This is a genomic window from Lysobacter niastensis, from assembly GCF_015453285.1.
GTDB classification, from domain to species: domain Bacteria; phylum Pseudomonadota; class Gammaproteobacteria; order Xanthomonadales; family Xanthomonadaceae; genus Lysobacter_J; species Lysobacter_J niastensis.
The window spans coordinates 55,255-75,669 of record NZ_JADLZT010000004.1; the positions used below are offsets into that span (position 1 = coordinate 55,255).

Sequence of the window (20,415 nt, forward strand, 5' to 3'; positions counted from 1 at the left end):
GCGGATGAGCCAGTTGCACGTGGTCATCCTCGCCGCCGGCGAGGGCAAGCGCATGAAGTCGAGCACCGCCAAGGTGCTGCAGAAGATTGCCGGGAAGCCGATGCTGGCGCACGTCATCGACACCGCACGTGCGCTGCAGCCCGCGGGCATCCATGTGGTCTACGGCCACGGCGGCGAGCAGGTGCGCGACGCGTTCGCCGAGCAGACGGACCTGCACTGGGCGGAACAGAGCGAGCGCCTCGGCACCGGCCATGCCGTCCAGCAGGCGATGCCGAACGTGCCGCAGGACGCGCGCGTGCTGGTGCTGTACGGCGACGTGCCGCTGATCACGGCCGAGACGCTGAAGCACCTCCTCGCCGCGACCGGCCGCATCGCGGTGCTGGTCACGGACCTGCCCGATCCGACCGGGTACGGCCGCATCCTGCGCGATCCCGAGGGTCGCGTCGGCCGCATCGTCGAACACAAGGATGCCGACGAGGAACAGCGCCTGATCCACACGGTCAACACCGGCATCCTCGCCGCTGACGCTGAGCCGCTGCGGCGCTGGCTGCGCCAGCTCGACAACGGCAACGCACAGGGCGAGTACTACCTGACCGACGTGTTCGCTTCCGCCGCGCACGAGTTCAGCGCCGCCGAAATGGTCCACGTGCAGGACCCGCTGGAAGTGGAAGGCGCGAACGACCCCTGGCAGCTGGCGCAACTGGAGCGGGCGTTCCAGCGCCGTGCCGCACGTGCGCTGTGCATGGCGGGTGCCCGGATCGCCGATCCGTCGCGCTTCGACCAGCGAGGCGAGGTCACCGTCGGCCGCGATGTCGAGATCGACGTGGGTGTCGTGTTCGAAGGCAAGGTCGAACTGGCGGATGGCGTGCGCATCGGCCCGTTCTGCCGGATCAGGGACACCCGACTGGGGCCGGGAACCGACGTGCGCGCGCATTGCGACCTGGACGGCGTCGTCGTCGAAGGTGCCGCGCTGATCGGACCTTACGCACGCCTGCGTCCGGGCACGGTGCTGGCCGACGGCGCGCATATCGGCAACTTCGTCGAAACCAAGAACACGCGAGTGGGCGTGTCGAGCAAGGCCAACCACCTGACGTATCTCGGCGACGCCGTGATCGGCGCCGGCGTCAACGTCGGCGCGGGCACCATCACCTGCAACTACGACGGCGTGAACAAGTCGACCACGACGATAGAGGATGGCGCCTTCATCGGCTCCAACTCGTCACTCGTGGCTCCGGTCACCATCGGCAAGGGCGCGACGATCGGCGCCGGTTCGGTCATCACCAAGGATGCGCCGGTAGAGCAACTGACCGTCGCGCGCGGACGGCAGGTCAGCATCGAGGGCTGGCAACGGCCGGAGAAGAAGCCGAAGTAAGGTCGCCTACCGCTGCTTGCTCGTCATTCCGCTTTCGTGGGATGACGAGTGAGCAGGTATGACGCTGAGTGGTGCGGAAGCCGAGTAGCGAGTGCTGGCAGTGCGGGTACTCAACGCCTCACGCCGGCAGCACCAGCGACACACACAGCCCGCCGCCTTCGCGATTCGCGAGCGAAATGCGGCCCCCATGTGCCTCCGCGATCTCCCGCGCCAACGCCAGGCCCAGGCCGCTGCCGGTGCGCTTGGTCGAATAGAACGGCACCAGCGCGTTGGCCAGCACCGTATCGGACATGCCGGGTCCGCGATCGTTCACATCGACGCGCACCAGCTGTCCGATCTGGCGCACCGACAGGGTCACCTGCTCCGGTGCGGAGCCGGACTCATGCGCGTTCTTCAACACGTTGATCAGCGCCTGCTCGATCTGCGCCGGGTCGAAACGCGCCGGTGCCGACGGCGGATCGAATTCCTGCCGGAACGCGTAGTGCTGCTGCAGCCGTGTCAGGAACCTGTCCCAGTCGACCGTTTCCGGTTCCGGCACCGGTAGCTTGGCGACGCTGGAATAGCCGCGCAGGAAGCCGTGCAGGTGGCGCGCGCGCTCCTCGATCGTGTCGAAGATGCGGCCGAGCTTGCCATGGTCCTCGCGCCGCAACAGCTCGGCTCCGGAGTGCGCCAGCGACGTGATCGGCGCCAGCGAGTTGTTGAGTTCGTGGCTGATCACCCGGATCACCTTCTTCCAGGTCGCCACTTCCTGCCGGTTGAGTTCCGCGGTCAGCCGCTTGAACAGGAACAGCGTGTGCACGCGGCCGTTGAGGTGGAACTCGCGGCGGGCGAGGTGGTAGGTCTCTTCCAGTCCCGCGTACTCGAACGTGAACAACCGGTCGCGGCCTTCGCCGAGCGCCTCGCGCAGCGGTGCAGGAGTGCGCTCCATGAGCTGGGCGAAGCGCAGCCCTTCCACCTTGCGGCCATCATTGAACAACTGCCGTGCGGCGAGGTTGCCGTAGACGATCGCGCCACGCGGCTCAGTCAACAACAGCGAGGTTGGCGTGTTCTGCACGACGGTATCGAGCAGGAGCTCACGCTGGAACAGCGATTGCCGTTCCTCGCGCAGCACGCTGCCGAGTTCGTTGTGCGCGTCGACCAGGTCGTCGAGTTCGTCGTTCGAACGGCGCGCGAGGCTGAAACTGAAATCGCCGTCGCGGAAGCTCGCGACCGACCCCGACAGCGCGCGGAAGAGGCTCAGTTGCGGGGCCAGGTAGCGGCTGGCGAGCGTTGGCGCGAGCACCGCGCACAACGCAAGCGCCACGCATGCACCGAGCATCAGGCTGTCCAGCCACCACGCCAGCAGGCACGCGGCGCCGACGGCGACCAGCATCGACGCGAACAACAGCAAGGCGAGCTTGCCGGCCAGCGAGAAACGGTGCTTCGACGCTTTCATGGCCGTCAGCGTGGAATACCGAGCTTGTCCAGGCGGCGGTACAACGCCTGGCGACTGAGTCCGAGGTCCGCAGCCGCCTGGCTCAGCACGCCCCCGGCGCGGCGCATGGCCGCTTCGATCGTCTCGCGATCGAGCTCGTCGTCGCCGTTGTGGCGGTGCGAAGCGGCCGCGGTTGCCGGCAGGCCCAACTCTTCCGGCTCGATGCGGCTGCCCTGGCCCAGCAGCAATGCGCGCTGGATGGCGTTCTTCATCTCGCGAACGTTGCCCGGCCAGGCATGACGCTGCAGCGCCACGCGCGACGCATCGCCGAGCGCGCGCTGGCCCTGCAGGAAATGTTCGGCCAGCGGCAGGATGTCGCCGCGACGTTCCGCCAGCGGCGGCACGCGCAGCTCGATGACGTTGAGGCGGTAATACAGGTCCTCGCGGAACAGGCCGTCGCGGATCATCGCCGGCAGGTCGGCATTGGTCGCGGCGATCACACGCACCTTCACCTGGCGCTCGCGGTTGGAACCCAGCCGCTGGAAGCGGCCGGTTTCCAGCACACGTAGCAGCTTCATCTGCCCGGCCGGCGGCAGGTTGCCGATTTCGTCCAGCAGCAGCGTGCCGCCGTCGGCAGCCTCGAACTTGCCTTCGCGCGACTTGTTCGCGCCGGTGTAAGCGCCGGCTTCGGCGCCGAACAGTTCGGCCTCGACCAGCTCCGAAGGCAGCGCGCCGCAGTTGAGCGTCACGTACGGTCCTTCGCGCACCGATGAGTTGGCCTGGATGATCTCGGCGATGCGCTCCTTGCCGGAACCGTTCGGGCCGCTGATCAGCACCGGCACATCGGCGCGCGCGACATGGCAGGCCAGGCTGACGAGGCGCTCGCTGGCCGGGTCGGCGAAGACGAGGCCGCGCAGGTCGTAATCGCGTTCCAGTTGCTGGCGCCGGCGGCGCTCGTCGGTGCGACGCTCGGCCAGGGCGCGGTTGGCTTCGCCGAGTTCGAGCAGGTTGGTGACCGTCGTCATCAGCTTGCGGTCGTCCCACGGCTTGCCGAGGTAGTCGGCCGCACCGGCCTTGACCAATGCGACGGCCGACTCGAGCCGCGTCCACGCGGTCAGCAGGATGATCGGGAGATCCGGGAAGCGGTCGCGGATCGTGCGGAACAGGGCGATGCCTTCCTCGCCGGACGTGGTGTCGGCGGTGAAGTTCATGTCCTGGATGACGAGGTCGATTGTCTCGCTCTCCAGCAGGCGTAGTCCGTCTTCTGGCGACTCCGCGCTCAGCACGCGCAGGTCGGCGAGCGAGAACAGCACGTCCAGTGCGACGTGCACGGCCTGATTGTCGTCGATCACGAGGATGGTGCGCATCGGCCTAGCCTAACAGTCGCCCTGTCGAGGACCCCAAAAAAATACCGCCCGGCCACCGCAATGCGGCAACCGGGCGGGAGAGAGACCACTACACCGTGCGGGTGGCGACGGCCGGCGACACGCGGGTGGCTCGAGTTGCCGGGCCGAACACCGCCAGCTGCCCCAGCAGCAGCACGGTCAGCGCGCCCAGCGGCGCGTAGTACCACGCCAGGCGCGGCAGTTCGTAGTGCTTCATCAGCCACAGGTTGAAGCCGTATGTCAGCAGCAGGCCGACCGCGATGCCGATGCCCACCACGATCAGGTTCTCGATCATGAAGTAGCGGCGGATGTCGAAGCGGCGGGCGCCCAACGCGCGGCGCGTGCCGATCTGCTTGACTCGGCGCGTGACCCAGAAGCTGACCATGCCGACGATGCCCAGGCCGGTGACGGCCAGCAGCGAGAAGATCACCGTCGTCAGCACCACCGTCATCGCGCGGTCCTGGCGATAGCTGTTGCCGCGAACTTCCTCGACCGAGCGCAGACCGCGCACGATGCGGCCGGTGTTGACCTCGCCCAGCTTGCGTTCGGCCTCCTTCATCACCTCGTCGCGACGGCCGGGCTGGGTGCGGATCAGATAGCGCGAGCTGTTGGCGGAAAACTCGCCGTGGTCGTACTGCGGCACCAGCATCGCCTGTTCGACCTTGTCCCAGCCGACCCACGGTGCCTGCAGGCGTTCGATCACGCCGACCACCGTCACCGGACCGTTACGTCCGGGCAGGCTGCTGTACAGCGTCTTGCCGACCGCCCCACCTGGGAAAAGCTTGTCCGCGAGCGCCTGGGTGATGATCACCGAGTGCAGCGATCCCTTGTCGTCCTTGGTGCGCGCACTGACGTCATCGACGGTGAAGTTGCGTCCGGCGACGACCTTGACGCCGAGCGTGTTCACGCCGTGCTCGTCGACCATGTAGATCGCCGAGCCTTCGCGGATGCGCTTGTCCTGCGGCACGCTCTCCGGCTGGTCGGACAGGCCCTCGCTCCAGCCGCCCTGCGACAGCGGAACCGAGTTGATCGTGGTCGCGTCGACCACGCCCGGAATCGAACGCAGCGCTTCCAGATCCTGGCGCAGCGTGCCGGGCAGGTCGAACGCCGGGGCGAAACCCTGGCTGGTCACGGTGAAGAGATTGGCCTCGTCCATGCCGCTCGGACGATTCACCTTCTCGATGCGCTGCAGGATGATGAAGACGCTGTTGCAGACGATCGCCAGGGTGATGGCCACCTGCAGCACGATCAGCAGCAGGCCGGTCTTGTTGCGCATCAGCGCATTGAATATGGGTCGGAATTCCATGACAGGCTCCTGTTATTGCGTCTTCAACTGCGTGGCCGGCTGCACCTGGCAGGCGCGCCAGGTCGGATACAGGCCCGCGACCAGGCTGGCCACCAGCGCGATCAGCAGCGACAGTGCGACCATCGTCCAGTCGAGCTGTGCCAGCTTCTCGATCGAGGTGCCGGCGTAAAGCTTGCGCAGGGCGAGCAGGCCGATGCCGGTGAAGGCCAGGCCGATCACGCCGCCGGCGACGCCGACCAGACCGGATTCGATCAGGTACTGCGCGAACAGCGCCGGCTTGCTCGCACCCACAGCGCGGCGCAGGCCGATCTCGGGCGCCTTGCCCATGAACTTCGCCAGCAGCAGGCCGACCGTGTTGATCAGGCAGACCGCGAAGAACGCGAACGCCAGCCACACCTGCGTGCGTGCATCTCGGCTGACCACGCGCTGCGCCTGCAACCACTCGGACACGTTGCGCAGCTTGTTGTTGACCGGACGCGGGAAGCGGCCGCTCTTCTTCTGCTCGGACACGTAGTTGTTGAGGAAGCTCAGGTAGCGCTGCGCGTCGGCTTCATCCTTGACCTGTACCCATAGGTCCACCCAGATGCAGTCCGAGCCCAGCAGGCCCTGGTAACCCGGATCGGACCGGTCCTCGTAGCAGCTGTTGTTGGACGTGCTGGTCATCTCCTTCTCGATGCCGATGTTCATCGGCACGAACACCTGGTGCGGGTCGTTGAACGCGCCGCCGGACAGGTGGTAGACCAGCGGCGAGGGGTGCCACTTGTCGAGCACGCCGACCACGGTGTAATCCTCGCCGTCGAGGCGCAGCTTGCGGCCGACGCTGTTCTCGCCACCGAAGATCTTCTCGTTGGTTTCCTGGTTGATCACCACCACGCGTGCCGAGTTGCGGTCCTCCGCGTCACCCCAGCCGCCGCCATACTTGAACGGCGGTTCGAAGATCGGGAAGAAGCCATTCGTCGTGAACAGCGCCTCGACCTGGTACGGCTTGATCTCGCGCTGCGGCGGTTCGAGCGCCAGCACGTTTGGGAAGAAGCCGGCCTCGTGCTCGGCCTTGTGCGCGGCGACCAGGTTGCGCACGTCCTGGTAGCTCATCAGGTCCGGCGGTTCAGCCGGGTTCTCGTCGTCCCAGGGCTCGTTGGCGTCCCAGTTGTCGAGCTGGACGCGACGCACGATGTCGTCCTTATGCGACAGCGGGTTGGCCGCCATCATGTGCAGCACCGTCATCGACGTCATCGACATGCCGATGCCCAGTGCGATCGCGGCGACCATCAGCGCGGTGAGGATGCGGTTCCGCTTCAGCGATATGACTGCCAGCCTCAGGTAATAGGCGAACATGGCAGTGTCCTCAGTTGGCCGTCACGGCGGCGGAGGCCGGCATGGTGTCGCTGCCCAAGCGCGGCGCATCGTCGAGGTCGGTCACCTGGCCGTCGATGATGTGCACGTTGCGCTGCGCGCGCGCGGCAAGTTCCGGGTCGTGGGTCACCATCACGATGGTGGTGCCTTGGGCGTGGATCTCCTCCAGCAGTTCCATCACGCCGCGTGCCATCAGCGAATCGAGGTTGCCAGTCGGCTCGTCGGCGAGCAGCAGGCGCGGCGAACCCGCCAGTGCGCGCGCGATCGCAACGCGCTGCTGCTGGCCGCCGGACAGCTCCGACGGGTAGTGCTTCATGCGCGACATCAGGCCGACGCGGCCCAGCGCGTGCTCGATGCGCTGCTTGCGCTCGGCCGCGGAGAAGCCGCGGTAGCGCAGCGGCACGTCGACGTTGTCGAACAGGTTGAGGTCCGGGATCAGGTTGAAGCCCTGGAAGATGAAGCCGATCTTCTCGTTGCGCAGGCGCGAGCGGGCGTTGTCGTTCAGGCCCTTCACCGATACGCCGTCGAGCAGGTAGTCGCCGTCGCTGAAATCCTCCAGCAGGCCGGCGATGTTGAGGAACGTGGTCTTGCCGGAGCCGGACGGTCCGGTGACGGCGACGAACTCGCCTTCGCGCACGTGGATGTCGAACCCGCGCAGGGCGTGGGTCTCGATCATGTGGGTGCGGTAGACCTTGCTCAGGTGGCTCATCTTCAGCATGGCGGTGCTCCTGGTGTTCTTGTTGTCAGTCGTTGATCAGCACCTGGTCGGCGCTGTTGAAGGAGGTGATGTCGGAGATGACGACCTGCTCGCCGGGTTCCAGCCCGGAGAGGATCTCGACATCGGAGAGGCTGCTGGCACCGACCGTGATCGGGCGCTTCGTCGCGGTGTCGCCATCGACGACGTAGGCGATGCGGCCGCCACCGGTGTCGAGGAACGGGCCGCGCTGCACCATCAGCACATTCGGCTTCTCTTCGATCAGCACGCGCGTGCTGACGCGCTGGTTCTGGCGCAGGCCGGCCGGGCGGCGGGCCCCGGATTGCGTGTCGTCGAAGCGCACACGCGCCATGACCTGGCCGTTGATCACTTCCGGCGAGACCGCGCGCAGCTTGCCGGCGTACTTCTGCGAACCGAAGCTGATCTCGGCGGCCATGCCCAGGCGCATGTCGTCGGCGTAGCTCTCCGGCACCGGAAGCTCGACTTCCAGTTCGCGCAGGTCCACGACGACTAGCAGCGGCGAGTTCGCCGCGACCACGGTGCGATCGGTGATGGCCACCGTGCCGACGACGCCGTCGACGGGCGAGCGGATGTTCAGTTCATCGACCTGGCGCTGCAGCTCGGCGACGATCGCGCGCTGGCGCTGTGCCAGCAGGTGCTTGTTGCGCGTATCCAGGCCCGCGCCGCGGTCCTGCAGGCCGTATTCGCCCTTCGCGTGCGACAGGCCGATGTCGGCCTTCTTCAGCGAGTCCTGGGCGCGTGCGACCTCGATCTGCGACACCGCGCCGCCGTCGAAGCCGCGCTGCTGGCGTTCCAGGTCGCGTATGGCGGCAGTGCGGTCGATCTCGGCCTGGTCCAGCAGCTTGCGCGCGGTCGAGCGCGTCAGCTGGGCGTCGAGTGCGGCGCGGCTCGCTTCGGCCTCGAGGCTGGCGAGCGTTGACTGTTCCTGCACCAGCCGGCTGCGCAGTTCGGGGCTGTCGATCTCGGCCAGCGGCTGGCCCTGCTTGATCTCGTCGCCCGCCTGCACCTTCAGCTTCACGGTGCCGCCGGCCGGCGCATACAGGGTCGGGCTGACGGCGGCGACCATCCGTCCCTGAACGAGCACGTCGCGCACCAGCGTGCCGCGACGGACCTCGGCGACGCGGACGCGTTCGGCACTGACCGACTGGCCGGCACTCAGCCAGCGCCCGAGCGTGGGAACGGAAAGCGCCAGCAGCAGCACCGCGGCGATGCCTCCGCCGATCATCAACTGCTTGCGGCGCGGGCTGGCCGGGGGCGGGGCGAGGACTCGGTCCTGTCCTGAGGTGTCGCGGATCATTCGCTCGGAGGAAGTTTGGAAACTTCCCTTAACGATGCACAACGCATGCCAAGCGTTTAAACGTTGTAATTCAACAGCTTGGGTGTCCGCGTGAGTGTCCGCGGTGTCCGCTGCGGACACTGGCGTGTCCGCCGCATGGCGACCGTTCCGTAGCTCCCGGTAAACTACTTGTTCCCCTGTAGGAGTCCTGCCGCATGTGCGGAATCGTTGGCGCGATCGCCGGTCGCGATGTGGTACCGGTTCTGATCGAAGGCCTCAAGCGCCTCGAATACCGCGGTTATGACTCTGCCGGCATCGCCGTGCTCGACGGCCAGGACGTGCGCCGTGTGCGGCGCACCGGCCGCGTCTCGGAAATGGAGGCCGCGGCACAGGCCGAAGGCATCAGCGCCGTCATCGGCATCGGCCACACGCGCTGGGCCACGCACGGCGGCGTCACCGAGGCCAACGCGCACCCGCACATCAGCTACGGCGAACTGGCGGTGGTACACAACGGCATCATCGAGAACCACGACGAGCAGCGCGAACGCCTGAAGGCGGCCGGCTACACGTTCGAGTCGCAGACCGACACCGAGGTCATCGCCCACCTGATCCACCACTACCAGTCGCAGGGAGCGGACCTGCTGATGGCAGTGCAACAGGCGGTGCGCGAACTGATCGGCGCGTACGCGATTGCGGTCGTCAGCAAGCGCGAGCCCGGCCGCCTGATCGCCGCGCGCGTCGGCTGCCCGCTGCTGGTCGGCCTGGGCGAGGGCGAGAACTTCATCGCCAGCGACGTCTCGGCAATCATCCAGGCCACGCGCAAGGTGATCTTCCTCGAAGAGGGCGACACTGCCGAGGTCACCCGCGAGCAGGTGCGCGTGTTCGACGCACACAACGGCCTGGTTCAGCGCGACATCCACGTCTCGGACGTGTCGCTGGCATCGCTGGAGCTGGGCCCGTACCGCCACTTCATGCAGAAGGAGATCCACGAGCAGCCGCGTGCGATCGCCGACACCATCGAAGCGGTGATGGGCGCCAACGCGTTCGTGCCGGAACTGTTCGGTGCCAGCGCCGGCGAAGTCCTGCGCGAGGTCGAAGGCGTGCAGATCATCGCCTGCGGCACCAGTTACTACGCCGGCCTGACCGCGCGCTACTGGATCGAAGCCATCTCCGGCCTGCCGTGCTCGGTCGAGATCGCCAGCGAATACCGCTACCGCAAGGTCGTCGCCAATCCGAAGCAGTTGGTGGTCACGATTTCGCAGTCGGGCGAAACGCTCGACACGATGGAGGCGTTGAAGTACGCCAAGTCGCTGGGCCACGACAAGACGCTGTCGATCTGCAACGTGCCCGAGAGCGCGATCCCCCGCGCCAGCCGCCTGGTCTATTACACCCGCGCCGGCGCCGAGATCGGCGTCGCCTCGACCAAGGCCTTCACCACGCAGCTGGTCGCGCTGTTCACGCTGGCCGTGACGCTGGCCAAGCTGCAGGGCCGCCTGTCGCCCGAGCACGAGGCTGAGCATCTCGATGCGCTGCGCCGCCTGCCGGGCAGCGTGCAGCACGCGCTCAACCTGGAACCGCAGATCATCGGCTGGGCCGAGCGTTTCGCGCCGAAGCAGCACGCGCTGTTCCTCGGCCGAGGCGTGCATTACCCGATCGCGCTGGAAGGCGCGCTCAAGCTCAAGGAAATCTCCTACATCCACGCCGAGGCCTATCCGGCTGGCGAGCTCAAGCACGGTCCGTTGGCGCTGGTCGACTCGGCCATGCCGGTGGTGGTGATCGCACCGAACGACAGCCTGCTGGAGAAGGTGAAGTCCAACATGCAGGAAGTGCGTGCCCGTGGCGGCGAGTTGTTCGTGTTCGCCGACGACGACAGCCAGTTCGGCTCGTCCGATGGCGTGCACGTGATCCGCGCCCCGCGCCACGTCGGCGTGCTGTCGCCGGTGGTGCACGCGATCCCGGTGCAACTGCTCGCCTACCACGCCGCACTGGCCCGCGGCACCGACGTCGACAAGCCGCGCAACCTCGCGAAGTCGGTGACGGTGGAGTAATCGCACGATCGCAAGCAAAAGCCCGGCCTGGTGCCGGGCTTTTTTATGCCGCGTGGAAACAGAGTTTCATCTCGTGGAACAGATCTGTTCTGCTCGCGCGCCAACATTCGGCGCCAACCTTCAAGGTTTCCTTTGAGCGGTCGCGAGGCGTGCGAGTGCCCTGGCGCGCGGGTCGCCGTTGAGGGCCGAACCCATCCGGTTGACGACATAGGCCACGCCGCGCGCGGAAGCCGGATCGGCGAAGCCGAAGCTTCCTCCCCAGCCGCTGTGTCCGAAGGCGTTGGGATGGTCGCCATACAGACCGCCACGGTTGAGCGCGACGCCTCTCGCCCATTGCCGCTCGCCGAGCATCTCGTCGCGAGGCTCCCCGCGGGCCAGAACCAGTCCGGCGATGGCGGGTCCGGACAACAGCCGTACGCCATCGAGCTGGCCGCCGTTGGCCAGCGCGCCGTACATGCGGGCCAGTCCCTCGGCGCTCGCGTGCAGGTTGACGGCCGGCAATTGCGCGGTGCGCCACCCGGCGAGATTGGCGGTGTTGGCGTCGGGGCGCGGGTTGATGGTGGGCCCGGCGGCAATGCCGTTCGGCTTGACCGGATGCAGGTCCGCCTGTGGAGGCACGATGTCCGCGATGTCGTCCTCGCGGCCGGGCGGTACACCCAGCCACAGGTCGCTGCCCAAGGGCTGCGCGATGTGGAGGCTGATGTATTCGCGGGGCATCAACCCGGTGACCCGGCGGATCAGTTCGCCCGTGAGCCAGCCATACGTCATGCCGTGATAGGAGGCCGTGGAGCCAGGCGGCCACAGCGGCGCCTGCTTCGCCAGCCGGGTGGTGATGCGCTCCCAGTCGTAGAGGTCGTCGGTCGTGGTCGGCTCGACGAAGCCGTTGAGCCCGGCGCGATGCGACATCACCTGGTCCAGCGTGATGTCGGCCTTGCCGTTCTGCGCGAACTCCGGCCACCACGTCGCCACGGGCGCGTCGTAGTCCAGCGCACCGGCATCCACGAGCTGCGCGATGGCCACGGCCATGACGCCTTTGCTGGCGGACCAGATATGGGTCAGCGTCCTCCCGGTCCACGGATGCAGCTGCGAAGGATCCTGGTAACCGCCATACAGGTCGACCACTTTTTCGCCGGCTTCGAAGACGACCAGGCCGGCGCCCAGCTCGCGGAACTCGTCACTGCGCTCGAAGTGCGCCGCGAACTGGTCCCGCAGGGCCTCGAATCCCGGCCGCAGCAAGCGCTCGACGATCATCGGCCGGCGGCTGTGTCGGGCCCGTCGGACAGGAACAGTTCCTGATGCTTCTGCAGCTCGAAACGGGTGCGGCGGATGTGCTCGTGCAGCAGTTGCGCCGCGCCTTCGGCATCCCGGCGCCGCAGCGCGTCGATCATCAGCTTGTGCTCGGCGTGGATGATCCAGTTGCCCTCGTTGCCGAGCAGCTTGGTGAACGCACGACGGTAATGCTGCGTGGAGTTCCAGAAGCGCTCGACCATGCTCCCCAGTTGCTGCATGCCGGCGGCCCGGTAACTGGCCAGGTGGAACTCGCGGTCCAGGCGCAGGAAGGTGTCCGTGTCCTCGGTCTGCGTCATCTCGATGACCAGTGCTTCCAGGAAGTCGATTTCGGCGTCGGTGATGTTGGCGACGGCCTCGCTGAGTGCCAGCGGCTCCAGACGTTCGCGGATCTTGTAGATCTCCAGGCATTCGTGGAGATCCAGCTTGGCCACCCACGCGCCGCGGTTCGGCTCCATCACCACCAGGCCGTCGTTTTCCAGGCGGCTGAGCGCCTCGCGGATGGGAATGCGGCTGGCGCCGAAGCGGGCCGCCAGCGCGTCCTGCGAGATCTTGCTGCCGGGGGCGAGTTCGCCGCTGAGGATGAGCTCGCGGATGGCTTCGGTGACCCGGGTGCCGATCAGCTCGGCGGAGGGACGGGCCTTGCCGGCTGCCTTGGTATCGACGGAGTCCCCGTTGGTCGCGGTCGGGTTCACGGGTGGGCGCTCCCTGCGGATTGTATGCAATCTAATGTGCCGTCCTTCAGTCGGCCGGGCAAGCCGGGTGCCAGAGCTTGACCGGGGCGTCCCGTTCATAGCCCTTGCCATCGGGGAAGCTGACCAGTTCGAACTGCATGCCCCATGGGGCCAGGAAGTAGACCCAGGTCTGTCCGGCGCTGGGGCCGCTGTCGCGGACGGTCGGTTCGCCCAGCACCCGCACGCCGTTCTCGCGCAGGTACTGCAGGGCGGCATCGAAGTCGTCCACGTAGAAGGCCAGGTGGTGTCCGCCCACATCGCAGTTGCGTGGCGGGGCGGGGGACTGGCCGTCCACCTGGTACTCGAACACCTCGAAGTTCGGCCCGTGGCCGCAACGGAAGAAGCGCAGCTCCTTGATCACGGCGCGGGACGGCACGTTCAGATGCTCCTGCATCCAATCGCCCCGCTGGTCCTGGATCGGGCCGATTGAATACACCCGCTCGCAGCCGAGCACGTCCACCAGGAAGCGCGTGGCGGCCTCCAGGTCCGGCACGGTGAACCCTACATGCTCCACCCCGCGCAGGCCGGGCAGGCGGTTCGGTGGCGGTGTCTTGCCCTTGGGCTGCATGCGTTTCCCCCTTGTCTGTATACAGTACAAGATAAATCTCGCCTGTAAACCCTTGTTTTTGCCCGTATGCACTCGGTCTATTGGATCGAATGTATACAATTGGTTGACCGGCTGTGCAAAACATGAAACATTCCAGCCATCGGTTCCGATGCCGGACCGGCTGCCCGGGGGGGCGGCGACACCCGTGATGGATATCGCTGACAACATTGAGGGGAACAGTTCGATGGGCAATGCGCACAAGCTCCGTGCACCGCTTCTGTATACGATTTCGTGCCGGAGGCTGGTCCTGCCGGGGGCGGTAGCGCTGGCGCTGGCGGCCCTGGCCACCGGCGCGCAGGCGCAGGACGTCACCGCGGCGGCCACGACCACCGAGGCCGCCGAAGCTACGGACGCCGCCGCCAAGGAGGCCAAGAACCTCGACGCGGTGGTGGTTACCGGCTCGCACATCCGCGGCACCGCCAAGGAGGCGGCCCTGCCCGTGGACGTGATCACCGCCGAGGACCTGCGCCGTCGCGGTTCCCCGACGATGCTGGAACTGATCAAGTCGCTGCCCGTCACCGGCTCGGTGCTGGGCGAGTCCAACCAGACCAACACCAATCTCGGCGCCCAGGCCCGCAGCGGCGCCGGCACCATCAACCTGCGAGGCCTGGGCCCGCAGCGCACCCTGGTGCTGTTGAACGGCAAGCGCTTCCAGTACGGACAAGTGGATACAAACCTGCTTCCGCAGGCCGCCATCAACCGGGTGGAAATCCTCAAGGACGGCGCCGCGGCCACCTACGGCTCGGACGCCATCGCCGGCGTCGCGAACTTCTTCACCCGCACCGACCTGCTGGGCTTCGACGCCGCCCTCAACCATCGTTTCGTGGACGGTTCCGATGGCGACAGCGACCTTTCGCTCGCCTACGGCTGGCAGGGCGAGAACAGCAACCTGCTGATCTCCGCCGGCGCGCAGGAACGCTCCGAACTATCGGTGATGGATCGCGACTGGTCCTACCTCCCGCGCACCGTCAACCCGACCAGCTACTCGGCCTACTCCAATCCCGGCGCTTACTTCCCGCTGTTCGGCGTGGCCACGGTGGACGCCAACTGCGCGGCGCTCGGCGGCGAGGTGGTCAACACCGGCAACATCCCGACCTGCCAGTTCCCGTTCGCGCCCAACCTCAACCTGATCGAGAAGGAAAAGCGCCACCAGATCTACGGCGAGTTCAATGCGTACTTCTCGGAAGACACCAGCTTCCACGGCGAGATGATGTACGCGGTCAACGACACGCCGGAGCTGCGCACCTCGCCGGGCTTCCCGCCGTTCAACGGCCCGACCGGTCCGTTCACCCAGTTCACCACGCCGATCACCAACCCGGGCGCCGTGACCGCGCTGCAGCAGGCCGGCTACAACCTGGCCCAGATCCCCTTCATGTCGCCCATCTTCCTGACCTACTGGCGTCCGATCGCCATGGGCGGCAACCCGCTGGCCGGCGGCATGGGCGGCACGGCGACCGAGCGCAAATACAAACTGTTTCGCACCTCAGCCGGCCTGGAAGGCAGCTTCACCGACGACGTGCAATGGCAGGCCTCGGTCACCTACGTGCGCGATAAGGCATGGGCCAACACGCCGGACATCCTGACCTCCAGGCTGCAGCGGGCGCTCAACGGCTTCGGCGGCCCCAACTGCTCCGGCACGGTCGCGGGCGCGAACGGCTGCCAGTACTTCAATCCGTTCTCGAATGCGATTGCCTACAACCCGGCGCTGGGACTGACCAATCCGGGATTCGTACAGGCGAACGCCAACAGCCTCGACGTGATCAACTGGATGTTCGGCACCGTCGCGATCAAGTCGGAGTCCGAATACTGGGTCGGCGATGCGGCTGTCACCGGCAAGACCGGCTGGGATCTCTCCGGCGGCAGCGTCGACTTCGCCGTGGGCGCGCAGGTGCGTCGCCTGGACTTCGAAAGCAATCCGCTAAACGATGCATCCAACTACCTGATCCAGCCGTGCCCGACGCCGGGACAGACCAACTGCGCCTTCCCGACCGGTGCCTTCATCTTCCAGGGCACCACGGTGCCAGCACGCCTCAGCGAGGACGTGGAGGCGCTGTACGGAGAATTGAACCTGCCCTTCACCGACAAGTTGAACATGCAGGCGGCTCTCCGCTATGAGGACTACGGCGGCCAGACCGGCTCGACCACCAATCCCAAGCTGGCCGCCAACTGGCAGGCCACGGACTGGATGAGCCTGCGCGGCTCGGTCGGCACGACGTTCCGTGGTCCGACTCCGGCCAACCGCGCGCCGGGCGGCTCCACCGTGGTCGCCTTCATCGGCCCGGCCGGCGGCTTCCGCGCGGTCGACAACTTCGGCAACCCCGCGGTCGGTCCGGAGGAGGCGTTCTCCTATAACGTCGGTGCGATGTTCCACGCCGGCAACTTCAACGCCAGCATCGATTACTGGAACTACGAGCTGGAAGACCAGATCGTTTCCGTCCCGGCGGCCACGATCGCCGGGTCGATGGTGCTTCCCACCGGCTTCGTCGACTGCTCCAGCGCACTGCGCGATCTGGTTACGTTCGACAACAGCAACACCTGCACCCAGGGCACGACCCGCGGCGCCAACATCGCCCGCATCCGCTCCGACACGACCAACGGCCCGACGGTGAACACGTCCGGCATCGACGTCGTGATGGACTACGTGTTCGACGACGTGATGGGCGGCAACCTGCGGCTCAATGCCAACACGAGCTTCATCCTGGAATACGACCAGGAAGCGTTCTACTACCGCGACGTGCTGGTCTCGAATGCGTACGACGCCAGGGGCTATCTGAACTACGAGCGCCTGCCGGGCACCGTGTCCAAGTGGCGCGGCAACCTGGCGGCCGAGTACGCCAAGGGTGCGCACGTCCTGCGCGCGGCGGTGAACTACATCGACGGTGTCGTCGATGACCGCGGCCGGGTGGCGGTGCAGACGGGCGGCTCGGTGGCCTGTTCGCTGGCCAATGCCGGCGTGGTGCCGGGTTGCCAGCTGAGCACGGCGGACGTGGATATCGATTCGTTCACGACCTTCGACCTGAACTATCTGTACACGTACTCGGAGAACCTGTCCTTCCATGCTGGCGTGTGGAACGTGTTCGATACCGATCCGCCGCAGACGCGTACGTCGCTGAGCTACGACCCGGCCATCTCAAGCCCCTACGGTCGCAGCTTCACGATCGGCGTGCGGGCGCAGTTCTGATCGCGCTCCCGCATCCGATCGAGGAGCATCCGTCATGTTGAACGCATCGAACCCTTCAGCAGATACCGGCATCACGCCAGCGCGTCGCACGACGATGCTGGCCGTGTTGATGATGATCTACACCGTCAACTTCGTGGATCGCACCATCCTTGCCACGCTGGGCCAGGCGATCAAGCTGGATTTGCTGATCACCGACGCCCAGTTGGGCCTGCTGCAGGGTCTGGCGTTCGCGGCCTTCTACACCACGCTGGGCATTCCGCTGGCGCGGCTGTCGGAGCGCGTCAACCGGGTGTCGCTGATCGCGATCTGCCTGGCGGTGTGGTCGGGCATGACCGCGCTGTGCGGCGCTGCACAGAACTTCGTGCAGCTGTTCCTGTGCCGCATCGGCGTGGGTATCGGCGAAGCCGGTTGTTCGCCGCCTGCGCACTCGCTGATCAGCGACATGTACGCGCCGCGCAAGCGCGCCACCGCACTGGCGATCTACTCCTTCGGCATCCCGTTGGGCACGATGGTCGGTGCGGTGTCGGGCGGCTGGCTGGTGGAGCACTTCAACTGGCGCGTGGCCCTGGTCGTGGTGGGCTTGCCGGGTATCGCGCTCGCGCTTGTCTTCCGGTTGCTCGCACGTGAGCCGGTGCGCGGCGCGATGGACGCCGCCGCCACCACCGTGGCGACGGAAGCGCCTCCGTCGATCCGCGAAACGATCGCGCATCTGTTCGGCAATCGGGCGTTCCTGCACATCACCATCGGCGCCACGCTGGTCGGCTTCGTCGGTTACGGCACGGGCACCTTCGCCTACGCCTATTTCATCCGCATGTTCCACATGGGCTATGCCGAACTCGGGCTCGTGTACGGCCTGGTCGGCGGACTGTCGGCGGGACTGGGCACGCTGCTTGGCGGCTGGATGAGCGACTGGGCCGGTAAGCGCCGCCGCAGCTGGTACGCACTGCTGCCGGCCATCGGCCTGCTGATCGCTGCGCCGACCTACATCGTCGCCTTCACCCGCGGCGAGTGGATCACGGCCATGTGGTGGATGCTGCTGCCGGGCCTGTTCCACTACGCCTACATCGGTCCGACGCTTGGCGTGATGCACAACCTCGCCTTGCCGCGGATGCGGGCCACCGCGACGGCGCTGTTCTTCGTGGTCGTCAACCTGGTGGGACTGGGCATCGGCCCTTACGCCACCGGCGCGTTGATCGACTACGCCGCGAACCGACGCTTCTCCGCATCCGGCCTGGGCGACTTCGCCACGCAGTGCCCGGGCGGCGTGGCCGCACCCGGCGCCGCCGACTCGCTGCAAAGCGCGTGCACCGGCGCCATGGCGCAGGGCACCCAGGACGGCATCGTGATCATGCTGCTGGTCTTCCTGTGGGCTGCGCTCCACTACCTGATCGCCGCACGCCACATGGGCTGGCTGAAGCGCGAGGCCGTGGCCTCGCCCGCGCCTGCCAGGCAACCGGGCTGAAAACAGCCGCGACGCGCCGACCTGGCGCCGACCCCGATTCTCCGGAACTGACGAAATGACCGAGCACTCGACACTGGCTCCGGCCGCCGCATGGCTGGAATTGCGCAGCACCGACCAGGACTGGTCGCAGGCCGACCCGGCCCTGCTGGGCAATCTGCTGAGCCACATGCACCTGATCCGCGGCTTCGAGGAGTGCGTGCTGGAACTCGCCGCGGAAGGACTGGTGCATGGCCCGGCGCATTCCAGCATCGGCCAGGAGGGCGGTGCGGCCGGCTCCATCGTCGGCCTGACCAGCGCCGACCAGGTCAACGGTTCGCACCGCGGACATCACCAGTTCCTGTCCAAGGCGCTGGGTCACCTGGCGCCACAGGGCATCGGTCCGGGCGAAGCGTTGTCGCCGCAGATCCAGCAGCTGCTGCAGCGCACGCTGGCCGAGATTCTGGGCCTGGCCCAGGGCTTCTGCGGCGGACGCGGCGGCTCGATGCACCTGCAGTGGACCGAGGCCGGCGCGCTCGGCACCAATGCCATCGTCGGCGGCGGCGTGCCGCTCGCGGCGGGCGCGGCCTGGGCGCACCGGCATGCCGGCACCGACGCGGTGGTGTTCACCTATTTCGGCGACGGCGCGGTCAACATCGGTTCGGTCCTGGAAACGATGAACCTGGCCGCGGCCTGGAAGTTGCCGCTGTGCTTCTTCATCGAGAACAACGGCTACGCGGTTTCGACCAAGGTGGAAGAAGTGACCGCCGAGCCGCGCCTGTCCGCCCGCGGCAGCGCCTTCGCGATCCCGAGCTGGAAAGTCGATGGCATGGATCCGCTGGCGGTGCACCTGGCGACGCAGGAGGCGCTGGCCCACATGCGCGCCGGCCACGGGCCGACGATCATCGAAGCCGACGTCTACCGCTTCTTCCACCAGAACGGCCCGTTCCCGGGCAGCGCATTCGGCTACCGCGACAAGAGCGAAGAGCAGCAGTGGCGTGCGCGTGATCCGCTGGATCTGCTGGCAGCGAAGATGATCGCCCGCGGGCTGATCGACGAAGCCGGCGTGGCCGCATTGCGTGAGCGGGTGAAGAACGCCATGCGCGACGCGTGTGCGGCCCTGCTGGAGGCCGACCCGGACGGCAAGTCCGGCAAGCGCCGCATCCGCCCCGAACTCTGGCCCAGCCCCGACTTCCGGGACGTGGCCCTGCGCAGCGATCTGCGCGAGCTGGACGGCGCGCGCACCGAGGAACTTGAGCGCTATGCCGGCAAGCTCGAGCAGCGCCGCTTCGTGGACGTGGTGGCCGACGTGATGGGCCGGCGCATGGAGACCGATCCCGGCGTTGTCGTCATGGGCGAGGACGTGCACCGGCTCAAGGGCGGCACCAACGGTGCGACGCGCGGCCTGCGCGATCGCTTCCCCGATCGCGTGCTCGGCACGCCGATCAGCGAGAACGCGTTTGCGGGACTCGGCGGCGGCCTCGCGATGGACGGACGCTACCGGCCGGTGATCGAGTTCATGTACCCCGACTTCATGTGGGTGGCCGCCGATCAGGTGTTCAACCAGATCGCCAAGGCCCGCCACATGTTCGGCGGCGGCTTCGAAATGCCGCTGGTGCTGCGCACCAAGGTCGCGATGGGAACGGGCTACGGCTCGCAGCATTCGATGGACCCGGCCGGCATCTTCGCCACCAGCCCGGGTTGGCGCATCGTCGCGCCGTCGACGGCGTTCGACTACGTCGGCCTGATGAACGCCGCGCTGGCGTGCAAGGACCCGGTGCTGGTGATCGAACACGTGGATCTCTACGGCACCCAGGGTCCGGCGCCGGTCGAGGATTTCGATTACCAGATCGCCTTGGGCAAGGCGGCCGTGCGCCGCAGCGGTTCCGAAGCGACGGTGCTGACTTATCTGTCGATGGTGGCGCACGCGCTTGAAGCCGTGGAGCAGACCGGGATCGACGCCGAGGTGATCGACCTGCGTTGGCTCGATCGGGCGAGCCTGGACTGGGACGCGATCGAGGCCAGCATCCGCAAGACCAACAACGTGCTGATCGTCGAGCAGGGCGTGCGCGGTACGTCTTACGGCGGTTGGCTGGCCGACGAGATCCAGCGCCGCTGCTTCGACTGGCTGGACCAGCCGGTGCAGCGCGTAACCGGCGCCGAAGCCTCGCCCAGCATCTCCAAGGTGCTGGAGCGTGCGGCCACGGCGCGCACCGAGGAAGTGGTGGCCAGCCTGCAGTCGCTGGTGCGCGACAAGGGCGCGCGGCGATGAACGCAT

Annotated in this window: 14 protein-coding genes; 5 read left to right on the top strand and 9 right to left on the bottom strand. The window is 67.1% G+C overall.

Translation table 11 applies throughout. The features are described 5' to 3' along the window. Positions 1-4 precede the first annotated feature (4 nt). Positions 5-1,372 carry a bifunctional UDP-N-acetylglucosamine diphosphorylase/glucosamine-1-phosphate N-acetyltransferase GlmU gene (gene glmU, locus IU514_RS07840; RefSeq protein WP_194930549.1) on the top strand — a complete coding sequence of 456 codons (1,368 nt, stop codon included), beginning with the start codon at positions 5-7 and terminating at the stop codon, positions 1,370-1,372. A 118-nt stretch (positions 1,373-1,490) separates the two neighbouring features. On the opposite strand, the gene IU514_RS07845 is transcribed toward glmU, so the two are convergent. From IU514_RS07845 to IU514_RS07870, 6 genes are all read right to left on the bottom strand, one after another. Beyond that, positions 1,491-2,807 carry a sensor histidine kinase gene (locus IU514_RS07845; RefSeq protein ID WP_194930550.1) on the bottom strand — a complete coding sequence of 439 codons (1,317 nt, stop codon included), beginning with the start codon at positions 2,805-2,807 and terminating at the stop codon, positions 1,491-1,493. Positions 2,808-2,812: 5 nt separating this feature from the next. Then, positions 2,813-4,153 carry a sigma-54-dependent transcriptional regulator gene (locus IU514_RS07850; RefSeq protein ID WP_194930551.1) on the bottom strand — a complete coding sequence of 447 codons (1,341 nt, stop codon included), beginning with the start codon at positions 4,151-4,153 and terminating at the stop codon, positions 2,813-2,815. A gap of 88 nt (positions 4,154-4,241) precedes the next feature. Beyond that, entirely contained in the window at positions 4,242-5,477 is a 1,236-nt protein-coding gene (locus IU514_RS07855) for an ABC transporter permease (protein ID WP_194930552.1), read from the bottom strand. A gap of 12 nt (positions 5,478-5,489) precedes the next feature. Then, on the bottom strand, positions 5,490-6,812 hold the full coding sequence (locus IU514_RS07860; protein WP_194930553.1) for an ABC transporter permease: 1,323 nt from the start codon (positions 6,810-6,812) through the stop codon (positions 5,490-5,492). Between the two features lie 10 nt (positions 6,813-6,822). Next, the gene (locus IU514_RS07865; RefSeq protein WP_194930554.1) at positions 6,823-7,548 is read right to left on the bottom strand and encodes an ABC transporter ATP-binding protein; all 726 of its coding nucleotides are present in this window, start codon (positions 7,546-7,548) and stop codon (positions 6,823-6,825) included. Between the two features lie 25 nt (positions 7,549-7,573). Next, positions 7,574-8,863 (bottom strand): efflux RND transporter periplasmic adaptor subunit, encoded by a 1,290-nt coding sequence (locus IU514_RS07870; RefSeq protein ID WP_194930555.1) that lies wholly within the window; start codon positions 8,861-8,863, stop codon positions 7,574-7,576. A gap of 194 nt (positions 8,864-9,057) precedes the next feature. Here IU514_RS07870 and glmS point away from each other — a divergent pair, with 194 nt between their 5' ends. Further along, positions 9,058-10,890: a glutamine--fructose-6-phosphate transaminase (isomerizing) gene (glmS, locus tag IU514_RS07875; RefSeq protein ID WP_194930556.1), complete on the top strand. Its 1,833-nt coding sequence runs from the start codon at positions 9,058-9,060 to the stop codon at positions 10,888-10,890. A gap of 120 nt (positions 10,891-11,010) precedes the next feature. Here glmS and IU514_RS07880 read toward each other — a convergent pair whose 3' ends face one another. From IU514_RS07880 to IU514_RS07890, 3 genes are read right to left on the bottom strand one after another with little or no spacing between them, the layout of a single operon-like run. Further along, complete coding sequence (locus IU514_RS07880; protein WP_194930557.1) at positions 11,011-12,141, bottom strand: serine hydrolase domain-containing protein; 1,131 nt, start codon at positions 12,139-12,141, stop codon at positions 11,011-11,013. Further along, complete coding sequence (locus tag IU514_RS07885; RefSeq protein ID WP_324187798.1) at positions 12,138-12,872, bottom strand: GntR family transcriptional regulator; 735 nt, start codon at positions 12,870-12,872, stop codon at positions 12,138-12,140. Before IU514_RS07885 ends, IU514_RS07880 begins: the two co-directional genes overlap by 4 nt. Before the next feature lie 46 nt (positions 12,873-12,918). Beyond that, complete coding sequence (locus tag IU514_RS07890; RefSeq protein ID WP_194930559.1) at positions 12,919-13,479, bottom strand: VOC family protein; 561 nt, start codon at positions 13,477-13,479, stop codon at positions 12,919-12,921. 223 nt (positions 13,480-13,702) lie between these two features. On the opposite strand from IU514_RS07890, the gene IU514_RS07895 reads away from it, so the two are divergent. From IU514_RS07895 to IU514_RS07905, 3 genes are read left to right on the top strand one after another with little or no spacing between them, the layout of a single operon-like run. Then, positions 13,703-16,699, top strand: a complete 2,997-nt coding sequence (locus IU514_RS07895; RefSeq protein ID WP_194930560.1) for a TonB-dependent receptor domain-containing protein — start codon at positions 13,703-13,705, stop codon at positions 16,697-16,699. Positions 16,700-16,733: 34 nt separating this feature from the next. After that, positions 16,734-18,161: a spinster family MFS transporter gene (locus tag IU514_RS07900; protein ID WP_194930561.1), complete on the top strand. Its 1,428-nt coding sequence runs from the start codon at positions 16,734-16,736 to the stop codon at positions 18,159-18,161. 55 nt (positions 18,162-18,216) lie between these two features. Further along, complete coding sequence (locus IU514_RS07905) at positions 18,217-20,409, top strand: alpha-ketoacid dehydrogenase subunit alpha/beta (RefSeq protein ID WP_194930562.1); 2,193 nt, start codon at positions 18,217-18,219, stop codon at positions 20,407-20,409. Positions 20,410-20,415 lie beyond the last annotated feature (6 nt).